Below are 10,479 nucleotides of genomic sequence, written 5' to 3'. Positions count from 1 at the left end.
AAGGCTATATAAACGTCGCTCTGCTCCGGCCTTGACAAGTTTCCTTACTTGAGCTAGGGGGCATTTAAGATGATGAAAACAAAAGAAAAACAATAAAAAAAGTGTCAAGTAATTTCAGGACGCGACAATAGATTTGCAAACAGGGACGAGAAGCATGAAATTAGAAATAAGAAACAAGAGGCAAGAAAACGCGACAAAAATTTAGAACTTTGAAAGGGTCTGGTTGGAGTCTGACAAGGTTACAAAATCCCCGAGTCGTAACTCGGGGATTTTGTTGAAATGAAAAATGCCGATTCAAATTTGTTTGACCGAGGAGAGTTCTCCTCTCATTTATTTTGGGATGTAAATTTAGACTAATTAGATTTTCAAAAATAAAGCCTATCAGATTATAAAAACTCATGGGCTTTGTTTTACAGATTGCTCAGTTTGAAAAATCATTTAAAGGATTATTTGAAAATATTAGTATTTATTTAACTTTTTTTAATCTTTGAAAAATCATATAAAAAAGCACCTTTAGTTTAAAACTGAGTGTTTTATTGAATTTTTATTCAGCTTAGATAGGATTATTCCATTATCTCCTAAGTTAGGAATATTATATTTTCCTTTTTATATTCAAAAAATTAATTTTATAACTAATAAATTTTTATGTAATGAAAAAAGTTATCTATCTATCTATCTATCTATCCTTTTTATAGGATTTATTTTACTTAACTCTTGTCAGGATGCTGCTCAAGATGAAATTGAAGTCGAAGTTCAGGAAAAACTGAAAGTTAATGATCCTGTCGCTTATGAAAATAAGCTCAAAGAATTGACCCTTTTTATGGGAGAAGTGTTCAAAGAACCCGCAGCAAGGAGGGAGTTATTTGATTTAGGTGAAGCAGATGAATACAAGGAGGATATAAATTACAGTTTAAAGAAACTTTTGGATGTTAAAGAGAATCCTTATACGAGACAAAGTTCTGCTATTGTTAATGCATTTTATGCGAATGTAGAAAACCATAGAATCATGGGGGATGATGGGTTTAGTGAACAAGAGTTGATTGAATTTATTAATACTAATAATATAAGTATGTTAGCACCTTATATGATAGGGTATTTTGAACCTGAATCAATTAAGGAATTAACGATGTCTTGGTGGACAGAAGAAATGGAGAAATCTGCACTTAAAGATAATCCAGAATGGAAAGGAGAAACTCCAGCTGTTAAACTTAGATTAGACGAAAGAGGGAATTTTATTCAGTTTAAGAAGTCTGGGATTAATTATTTTACAAATGAGTTGATATATGTGAATGATAGCTATGCGATTTCCAACCCTACTGTTGTTTTGGGAAGTTTCCATGATGATAGAATTGATATTCCAATTGATGGTGATTCAATGATTGGAGGGAATATTATCGATTACAGCTTAAACACTCCTTATTGTGAGGATTTAACATCTAGTACAAATGAAATTGTAGTTTTAAGGGCTCCTGAATTACAATTAGATGGAAACATTAGGAATTGGCCAAATGCTAATTATATACATATGTGGGTTGCAACTGGAAGTTTTGAAGTAGATTCAAATGGTATCCCTAAAATAAATTCTTCAGTAAACTACCCAATTGCTGATTTGAAAGTAGTTAGAAGTGATGCTAAAAATAGAAGGTGGGTTTCCTCTCAAACTTCATTCATCATTTCAAATTGGAAATTTGATTCTCAAGATGCATATATCGTATGGGGAAGTAAAAAGACTTCTGCAAATATTGATGTTACAGGAACTGTAAGTGCAAGCTCTGGGACTTCTGGTAATACAGGATCCTTAAGTGTTAAGGTAGCATTTCAAAGTAAAATAGAATTAGTATCAGCAATGTCATATGATAAATGCTTTGTATTAAAGAATAATAGAGATAAGATAATTCAAAATAATTTACCACTAAGAAATAGAGTTCCTGTATATAAATTCGGCAAAATTAATTCATACTTTGAGGTTCAAAAATTATAAGTAATATGAAAAGAATTTTAATAATAAGTTTACTTAGTTTGTTGATGACTCCATTGCATGCGCAATTGGCTCAAAAAAACAATATTTATGTAAACTATGCAAATGTCACAGGAGATAGAACCTTATCTGGGAGCTTCCTAGGTCATGGATATGCAATAGGATATAGCAGGTATTTGAAACCAAGACTTTACGCGGACATTTCTGTTGGTAGGTTGGACTATGAAGGGAAGCAAAGTCCTTTCTTCCTTACCAAGGATGAGACTGGTCGTTTTGATATGGCTTTTTTCACATTAGGTTTTGGGTATGATTTGGTACAACGAGAAAAGTTTATCTTATCAGCGGAAGGTTCATATTTGCGAATTAGTAACACAATGCTAATGAGTCAGATAGAAAGTAATGGATTGACGATTAGAGAGATTTCTAGAAGTCCAGACGTTTCAGCCCGTGTAGGGATAAAAGCCAAGTTCTTTGTGAACGATCATGTTCAAGTTAGTCCATCTGCATCTTATGGTTTTGCAATTGAGAATTTTAGAACTATTTGGCTTAATTTGGGTATTGGGTATTCTTTCTGATTGAATGAAATTTTAGTGTAACTTACGTAGGGCTTAAAAAATTAAGAAGTCGATATTAATCTTCAAGTATTAAACACAAAAAAAGCTGACCCTTTTCAAGGTCAGCTTTTTTGCCAAAGTAAAATTCAGATATAAGATTTTTTTAATGTTGTTCTATTTTACGTAACTTTGTTTTGATATATAGAACAAGTAGAATCTTTCAAAAATTAATGAGAGTTGTAACTTATAAGCGAATACAAGAATTTGCAAAAAAGCATGCTGATGCTGAATTGCCATTGCGATTCTGGTATTCTACAACGAGTAAGAAAGAATGGAGCTCTCTAAATGATATTAAAAATGATTTCAATTCAGTTGATTATGTCGGAAATCATCGTTTTGTTTTCAATATTAAAGGGAACTCGTACCGGTTGATTGCCATAATTTCATTCAATGCCAAAAAGGTTTACATTCGATTCATAGGCACCCACGCTGAATATGATAAAATACAGGATATCCAAAATATTTGAGATATGATTAAGTCTGAAAAAGAGTATAATGCTATTATAGTAAGGATTGAAGAATTGCTTTCTAATCCTGATAATATAGAAAACACAGATTCCAAAAATTATATAGAATTGAACTTACTCTCTGATATGGTGGCTGACTACGAAGAGAAGTACTTTCCCATACAGACACCTACATTATCAGAGGCAATTAGACTTCGTATGCAGGAACGGGGATTAACCCAAAAATCCCTGTCAGAATATCTTGGTGTAAGTACCTCTAGAATCAGTGAGTATTTGAATGGGAAAAGTGAGCCTACGCTTAAAATCGCCAGAGAAATCAGCAGAAAATTAGATATCGAAGCTTCTATTGTATTGGGAGTATAAGTTTTTCCGTTTCATGCAGACGCTAAGCAAAGTTTGTTAGATTCTTTTTAATGTAAAACGTTGATCACTTTGAATACAAAGCGGGGAAAAGGTAAAATGAAAAAAAGCCGACTCCTCACGAAGTCAGCTTTTTTAGTATTTCTAAATTTTAAATCTAAGATCTTACATCTAATATTATCCAATAGATACTCTTTTGAAAGCAGCTACAGTCATACCTTTGCTTACTTTGTCAAGATACTGAGCGATAGACAATGAACCATCTTTCACAAATGCTTGGCTAAGCAAAGTGTTTTCTTTGTAGAATTTGTTCAATTTACCCAAAGCAATTTTCTCAAGCATTTCTTCAGGCTTACCTTCTTGTCTTGCTTGGTCTTTACCTACTTCGATTTCTCTTTCGATTACAGTAGCGTCAACGCCATCTTTATCTACGGCTACAGGGTTCATAGCTGCGATTTGCATAGCTACGTCTTTTCCAGCTTCCTCTACATCAGCACCGCTTGTGTTAGTCAATGCTACCAACACACCAAGCTTACCGTTAGAGTGGATATAAGGTACTACAGCTTCTCCTTTTACTACTTCGAAATTTGAGATTTCGATTTTCTCACCGATTTTTCCAGTCAATTCGATGATTTTCTCACCTACAGTGTTTCCTTCAAATGGAAGCGCCTGGATATCTGCTACGGAAGTAGCGTTGTTAGAAGTAGCCAAATCTAATGCAGTATTAGCGAAAGCTACAAACTCTTCGTTTTTAGCAACGAAGTCAGTCTCACAAGTCAAAGATAATAAGTAACCAGTAGCGCCATCAGCACTTACTTGTGTTACGATAGTACCTTCTTTTGTTTCTCTGTCAGCCCTAGAAGCAGATACTTTTTGACCTTTTTTTCTAAGGATGTCAATAGCTTTTTCGAAATCTCCTTCAGCTTCAGTAAGGGCTTTTTTACAGTCCATCATACCAGCTCCGGTCATTTGTCTCAATTTGTTTACTTCTTGTGCAGTAATAGCCATTGTATTAGTTAATTTATGAGATTAAACTTTTGTTCTGTTTCAATTAAACTTCAAAAATCTTGATAGTAAAGATCTTCGAAGTTTAAGGATATGTGTTGCTCAACCTGAATTGTAAAAACCTCAAAGGTCAGGCAAAAACAAAAAATTGAACATAGGTGAGTACCGTATGTTCAATTTTTGCAATTTATATTTCAAAGTAGTGGATTACTCTTGTGTATCAGCGTCCACAGCTCTTTTTGCTTCCTCTTCTTCAGAGAGTTTAGCATCTTCTTTGTCTTTCTTTCTTTCAGATAGACCTTCTTCAATAGCTGCACCAAATGCCTTTACGAGCAAAGAGATTGATTTGAAAGCATCGTCATTGGATGGGATTGGGAAATCTACCTCATTTGGGTTAGAGTTCGTATCTACCAATGCGAAAACAGGGATACCAAGCTTTTGTGCTTCAGCGATAGCGATGTGCTCTCTTTTAATGTCTACTATGAACAAAGCAGCAGGAAGTCTAGTAAGGTCAGCAATACCGCCCAAAACAGATTCCAATTTTTCTCTTTGTCTAGTGATCATTAGACGTTCTTTCTTCGCTAAGTTCTTGTAAGCGTCTTCTTTCATCAATTTGTCGATGGAAGACATTTTTTTCAAGGACTTTCTGATTGTAGCGAAGTTAGTCAACATACCGCCTAACCATCTTTCAGTTACGTAAGGCATGTTAAGTCTTCTAGCTTCATCGGCTACCAAGTCTTTCGCTTGCTTCTTAGTAGCAACGAACATGACTTTTTTACCTGAGCGTACGATTTGCTTGATTGCATTGGATGCTTCTTCTAGGCAAACAAGCGTTTTGTTAAGGTCGATGATATGGATACCATTCTTCTCCATGAAGATATATGGTGCCATTCTCGGATCCCACTTTCTAGTCAAGTGTCCAAAGTGAACACCAGCATCCAGTAAGTCTTTATATTCTATTTGTGCCATTAAAATATGATGTTGTTTCGATATAAAATGTAAAGAATCTCCCGATTAACGTTTAGAGAACTGGAATCTTCTTCTTGCTTTTCTACGTCCTGGCTTCTTACGCTCTACCATTCTAGAGTCACGAGTTAAGAATCCTTCTTTTTTCAATGCTTCTCTGTGGTCTGCATTGATTTCGCAAAGTGCTCTGGCGATAGCCATTCTTGCAGCTTCTGCTTGACCTTTGATTCCACCACCGTCTACGTTGATTTTGATGTCAAAAGCGCCATCTTCTCCTACTAGAGCAAGAGGCTGCTTTACTACGATCTGGTGCAGATCAAATGGGAAGTAAACTTCGATGGATCTGTTGTTTACAGTGATCTCACCTTTGCCTGGTTGCATATAGATTCTAGCAACAGACGTCTTTCTTCTACCTAAAGTGTTGATAATTTCCATAGACTGCTTTGATTAGAATTTGTGTTCTTTTGGTTGCTGTGCAGCATGTGGGTGCTCAGGACCATTGTACACGAATAGGTTTCTGTACAATTGTCTTCCAAGTCTATTTTTTGGAAGCATACCTCTCACTGCCTTTTCTACCAAGATTGAAGCTGACTTGTCTTTCAATAATCTTGGTGTAGAAATACGCTGACCTCCTGGGTATCCAGTGTGACGAACATATACTTTTTCGTTCCACTTTTTACCAGTCAATCTAACCTTGTCTGCATTGATGACAATCACGTTGTCTCCGCAGTCTACATGAGGGGTATAAGATGGCTTGTGCTTACCTCTCAAGATTTTCGCTACCTCACTAGAGAATCTACCTAATACTGCAGCCTGGGCATCCACTACGATCCAGTTCTTTTCTACAGTTGCGGCATTCGCTGATACGGTCTTATAGCTTAATGTATCCACTGTGTAAATGTTTAATTATTAGCTTGTTAAATATATTTCACCCTCAAAAAGGGACACAAAGATAGAAGTAATTTATTTTCTATGCAAAAGAAAGATCATTATTCCCCACATTTTCATCACTTTATGTCTAATTTTCTTCTATTTAATTGTCGAAGATTGAATTAGACAGGAAGTGAATCTCAGTGGGTAATTGTACTCAATGACTTTAAGCCGTTTTCTCCAATTGCTTGATCAGTACTTGCATGTCTTTAGGGTATGGAGCTTCTACATAGATAGGCTCTCCCTGTATACTAGTAAATTTCAAAGCAAATGCATGGAGCGAAACACGCTGCATGATCGGTAATTCTTCCGTGTCTTTTTTGAGATTGAATCGTCTCTTAAGTTCTGAAAGATATAACGGCTTGCCTCCATAAGTCTCATCTCCACAGATTGGAGACTTCAAATAGGCCAAGTGAACCCTAATCTGATGAAGTCTTCCAGTGATAGGTTTACACTCTATCAACGAATGTTTGAAATAAGTCTTTACAGTATTGAATACTGTCTGTGCCGGCTTGCCATCTTTACTGACTTTGGCGATTCCCTTATTGTTTGCAAGTAGGTTGCGGTCCAATAGTAAATCTTTGTACTCGTGAATGCCTTCTACTACTGCATGATAGATTTTATCAACTTTCCTGTCTTCAAACTGAATGGCGATATGACGGTAGGCCTCTGGATGCTTTGCTATTGCAAGGCAACCTGAAGTCTCCTTGTCCAATCGATGACACACCTGGGCATCAGGGATGTATCCTTTGGCCAAGTCCAGGATGTTCTGGGCCTCATGCCGGTCACTCAATGTCGATAAATATGGAAGCTTATTGATCACGAGGTAATCCTCATTTTCAAACAGAATAAGATCTTTAAAATCAATTTTCTTCATGCAGCTTCTTTTCCCAATAAGGGCGCAAAGGTATATAAATAAATTAATGTGATGAAATTTTAACAATAGATTATTTTGGGTAAGCTTTGAAAATCTCATAGTTGTGATAGATCTTTTGAGAATGGATTTGACTCCACTAGTGTCTGACTTCTGATTCCAAGTGTTTGTTGAGTTTGAATTGATTACATTTACGCTTTATGTTTTACCTTTGAGATAGGAAAACTTTCAAAAATGGATAGTCAAAAAACCAATTCTACACTTCGTACGGTAAATGTAGTCCGATATGTGATGCCGTTGCGAGAGGGTGGTTCATTACCAGCTTTGGCTGATGCTGACGATGGATTTAGCTATGTGCTTAAGTTTAGAGGTGCAGGCCAGCGTGAAAAGGCGCTTATTGCCGAGCTACTCGGAGGAGAGATAGCAAGACTTCTAGGATTGAAAGTGCCCGAACTTGTTTTTGCTAATTTGGATGAGGCATTTGGCCGATCTGAAGGCGATGAAGAGATTCAGGATTTGCTGAAAGGTAGTCAAGGATTGAATCTAGCACTTCATTTTTTGTCCAAGGCACTTACTTATGATCCAGGTGCTACAATAGTGGAATCAGTTTTAGCGTCCAAAATTGTCTGGCTAGATACTTTCATTACCAATGTAGATCGGACTTACCGAAATACCAACATGCTGCTGTGGAATAGGGAGCTTTGGCTTATTGATCATGGTGCATCATTTCTTTTTCATCACAGTTGGGATAATTGGGAGAAGCAAGCAATCAGCTCTTTTCCTTTGATCAAAGACCATGTTTTATTGCCTTATGCCAATGATTTGAAAGCTGTGAGTGAAGAGTTTGTTGCTATAATCACTGATGAAAAAATCGAAGAAATAGTAGCAATGATCCCCGACGAATGGATATTGGCTTCTCGTGACGTAGAGACTGCAGAAGAAGGCAAAGAGGTTTATGCTAGTTTTCTTAAAATGAGGTTGAAGAATTTTGAAGTATTTATAAAAGGAGCTGAAGATGCAAGGGAAGCACTTATATGAATATGCCATTCTCCGTATAGTACCAAGGGTCGAGCGTGAGGAATTTGTAAATGTAGGCGTGTTGATCTGCTGCAAGCGAGAAGGGTTTCTTAGCTGTAGGCTTACGGCGGACTTGTCAAAAGTCCAAGCTCTGGATAAGGATGCAGATATACAAACCTTTGATCAATACTTAAAGTCAATAGAAAAAATCTGTCAAGGGGAGGAGTCTGATAGTCCTATTGCAAGACATGATGCCCCATCAAGATTCCGCTGGCTTACAGCCAATAGGAGCTCAATGATTCAGACATCAAGGCCTCACATTGGGTTTGCAGACGAATTGCAATGCGCTTTGGATGAACTCTATGAACTTTTTGTAGCTTGATTATTCCTCTACTTTCTTTTTTTCTTTTTCCAGAGGGAGTGAAAAACTGAATATAGATCCTTTGCCTACTGTGCTGCTGACAGAAATCTTGCTCTTGTGTGCTTCTAGTATATGCTTGACAATGGCAAGACCAAGTCCTGTTCCGCCTTTTTCCCGAGATCGACTTTTTTCTACCCTATAAAATCTTTCAAAAATGCGTTTTAAGTCCTCTGGTGGAATTCCTTGTCCATTGTCTTTGACATCTACAATATGTTGATGTTTGTGCGTGTGCAAATTTACCTCCACTTCTCCACCATCATGATTGTACTTGATTGCATTAGAAATTAGGTTTTGGCAGACGCGGAAAATCTTATCTTTGTCAGCGGTAGTAGGAAAAGTTTTCGATTTATCGTAATAGAACCTTATGAGCACATCTCTTTTAGAAGCTTTTTGCTCCAACTCTTCTATCACTTCCAAGATTATGTCTTTGAGATCGAACTTTTCAAAGTGAAATTTAATCACTCCGCTTTCCATTTGATTCAAAGTGAGTAGGTCTTGTACGAGTTTGTCTAATGAATTGAGGCTTTTGGCAGCACGCTTGAGAAATTTGTACCTAACTTCTTCATCATCCACAGCACCGTCTAGAAGTGTATGGATAAATCCTTGAGCTGCAAAAATGGGGGTTTTTAGTTCATGAGAAATGTCTGCAATAAACTCTCTCCTGAATGTAGCGTTTTTTTGCAGTGTCTCTATTTCCTTATTTTTCGCCAAAGCATAGGAGTTTATTGTTTTATTAATTTTCCTAAGGGGTGAAATAGAGGTTCTTGTTGATTTTTCATTGATATTAGACAAGTCCTTTTTTTGGATTTTGTCCAAAACCGTATAGATGTTGGAGATTTCTTTGAAGATCAAAAACTCCAAAGTAAGGTTCATCAAAATATAGGCGACTGAAAATGAGATTGCTCCAGCTACCAGTAGTAAAGTGGCGGTGGCATCATCCAGTAGAAAGAGGAAAGCTACAGTAAGTGTAGAGATAGCTATAGCTAGCAATAAGGAAATTCCTCTAGACGTGGTAAGCATGTTGTTTGAATCAGTTCAATTCGAATTTGTACCCTACTCCTTTTACAGTAGTGATGTAATCATCTCCGATTTTTTCTCTTACTTTTCTGATGTGAACATCCACTGTACGAGCCAATACATAGACATCGGCTCCCCAAATATTTTGCAAAAGTTCATCTCTACTGAATACCATATTAGGGTTTTTTGCGAGAAAATACAAAAGTTCGAATTCCTTTTTAGGAAGGATGATCGTTTTGCCACTTTTGTCAATCGTATAGCTCGTCCTATCTATGACGAGATCTTTGATCTTAATTTGGGTGAGTTCTTGCTCTTTTTTGGCTTCTCTTCTAAAAAGCGCAGCAATTCGGCTCATCAATGCTCTAGGCTTGATAGGCTTGGTGATATAATCATCTGCTCCTACATCAAAGGCGGCTACTTCGGAATATTCTTCTGAACGTGCAGTCAAAAATATGATAAAAGTGTTTTTAAGTTCGGGGATTTCACGAATCTGACGGCATGTTTCTACTCCGTCTTGTTGAGGCATCATGATGTCGAGAAGTATGACATCAGGGATGAATTTGGCGGCGGTTTTTACGGCCTTGATCCCGTCTTCGGCTGTGGCCACGTCGTATCCTTCTTTGTTGAGGTTGTAGGAGAGGATTTCTACAATATCTGGCTCATCATCTACTACTAGGACTTTGACTTTCTGTTTTTCGCTCATGGGGTGTCTGACGATGGTTTCAGGTTGTTTTCCAGTACAAATCTATAAAAAGACCTTGCATAAATTTGCCTTATATTATTGGAGAAACCTAAATACAACATTAAATTTTTATTTGAGCACCTAATGT

At 36.8% G+C, this 10,479-nt stretch carries 13 protein-coding genes; 6 read left to right on the top strand and 7 right to left on the bottom strand.

Features of this window, described 5'->3' with window-relative positions; all coding sequences use genetic code 11:
• The first annotated feature begins 820 nt into the window (after positions 1-820).
• The 4 genes from MM239_RS07125 (at position 821) to MM239_RS07110 (ending at position 3,422) form a co-directional block, all read left to right on the top strand.
• On the top strand, positions 821-1,981 hold the full coding sequence (locus MM239_RS07125) for a hypothetical protein (protein ID WP_241347511.1): 1,161 nt from the start codon (positions 821-823) through the stop codon (positions 1,979-1,981).
• Between the two features lie 5 nt (positions 1,982-1,986).
• The gene (locus tag MM239_RS07120; protein WP_241347510.1) at positions 1,987-2,553 is read left to right on the top strand and encodes a hypothetical protein; all 567 of its coding nucleotides are present in this window, start codon (positions 1,987-1,989) and stop codon (positions 2,551-2,553) included.
• A 209-nt stretch (positions 2,554-2,762) separates the two neighbouring features.
• The gene (locus MM239_RS07115) at positions 2,763-3,059 is read left to right on the top strand and encodes a type II toxin-antitoxin system HigB family toxin (protein ID WP_241347509.1); all 297 of its coding nucleotides are present in this window, start codon (positions 2,763-2,765) and stop codon (positions 3,057-3,059) included.
• A gap of 3 nt (positions 3,060-3,062) precedes the next feature.
• Positions 3,063-3,422 carry a helix-turn-helix domain-containing protein gene (locus tag MM239_RS07110; protein WP_241347508.1) on the top strand — a complete coding sequence of 120 codons (360 nt, stop codon included), beginning with the start codon at positions 3,063-3,065 and terminating at the stop codon, positions 3,420-3,422.
• A 174-nt stretch (positions 3,423-3,596) separates the two neighbouring features.
• Here the strand turns inward: MM239_RS07110 and tsf are convergent, their stop codons facing one another.
• From tsf to MM239_RS07085, 5 genes are all read right to left on the bottom strand, one after another.
• Complete coding sequence (gene tsf, locus MM239_RS07105) at positions 3,597-4,427, bottom strand: translation elongation factor Ts (protein WP_241347507.1); 831 nt, start codon at positions 4,425-4,427, stop codon at positions 3,597-3,599.
• A gap of 204 nt (positions 4,428-4,631) precedes the next feature.
• On the bottom strand, positions 4,632-5,393 hold the full coding sequence (rpsB, locus tag MM239_RS07100) for a 30S ribosomal protein S2 (protein WP_241347506.1): 762 nt from the start codon (positions 5,391-5,393) through the stop codon (positions 4,632-4,634).
• A 45-nt stretch (positions 5,394-5,438) separates the two neighbouring features.
• Positions 5,439-5,825, bottom strand: coding sequence for a 30S ribosomal protein S9 (gene rpsI, locus MM239_RS07095; RefSeq protein WP_241347505.1), 387 nt, complete (start codon positions 5,823-5,825; stop codon positions 5,439-5,441).
• A gap of 12 nt (positions 5,826-5,837) precedes the next feature.
• Positions 5,838-6,281 carry a 50S ribosomal protein L13 gene (rplM, locus tag MM239_RS07090; protein ID WP_076502814.1) on the bottom strand — a complete coding sequence of 148 codons (444 nt, stop codon included), beginning with the start codon at positions 6,279-6,281 and terminating at the stop codon, positions 5,838-5,840.
• A 205-nt stretch (positions 6,282-6,486) separates the two neighbouring features.
• Entirely contained in the window at positions 6,487-7,197 is a 711-nt protein-coding gene (locus MM239_RS07085) for an RluA family pseudouridine synthase (protein ID WP_241297610.1), read from the bottom strand.
• 231 nt (positions 7,198-7,428) lie between these two features.
• Here MM239_RS07085 and MM239_RS07080 point away from each other — a divergent pair, with 231 nt between their 5' ends.
• Both MM239_RS07080 and MM239_RS07075 read left to right on the top strand, forming a co-directional pair.
• Positions 7,429-8,232, top strand: coding sequence for a HipA family kinase (locus MM239_RS07080; RefSeq protein ID WP_241347504.1), 804 nt, complete (start codon positions 7,429-7,431; stop codon positions 8,230-8,232).
• A complete protein-coding gene (locus tag MM239_RS07075) occupies positions 8,210-8,593 on the top strand; it encodes a DUF3037 domain-containing protein (RefSeq protein ID WP_241347503.1) in 384 nt (127 codons plus the stop codon). The genes MM239_RS07080 and MM239_RS07075 overlap by 23 nt, the downstream gene beginning before the upstream one ends.
• Here the strand turns inward: MM239_RS07075 and MM239_RS07070 are convergent, their stop codons facing one another.
• Together MM239_RS07070 and MM239_RS07065 are read right to left on the bottom strand one after the other, a co-directional pair.
• Positions 8,594-9,652 carry a sensor histidine kinase gene (locus tag MM239_RS07070; RefSeq protein ID WP_241347502.1) on the bottom strand — a complete coding sequence of 353 codons (1,059 nt, stop codon included), beginning with the start codon at positions 9,650-9,652 and terminating at the stop codon, positions 8,594-8,596.
• 10 nt (positions 9,653-9,662) lie between these two features.
• Positions 9,663-10,352 carry a response regulator gene (locus MM239_RS07065; RefSeq protein WP_241347501.1) on the bottom strand — a complete coding sequence of 230 codons (690 nt, stop codon included), beginning with the start codon at positions 10,350-10,352 and terminating at the stop codon, positions 9,663-9,665.
• Positions 10,353-10,479: the final 127 nt, after the last annotated feature.

The sequence above is a fragment of the Belliella filtrata genome, from assembly GCF_022549775.1.
GTDB lineage: Bacteria > Bacteroidota > Bacteroidia > Cytophagales > Cyclobacteriaceae > Belliella > Belliella filtrata.
The sequence above is the reverse complement of the archived record's forward strand: the minus strand, read 5'-3'. Positions and strand labels throughout refer to the sequence as shown.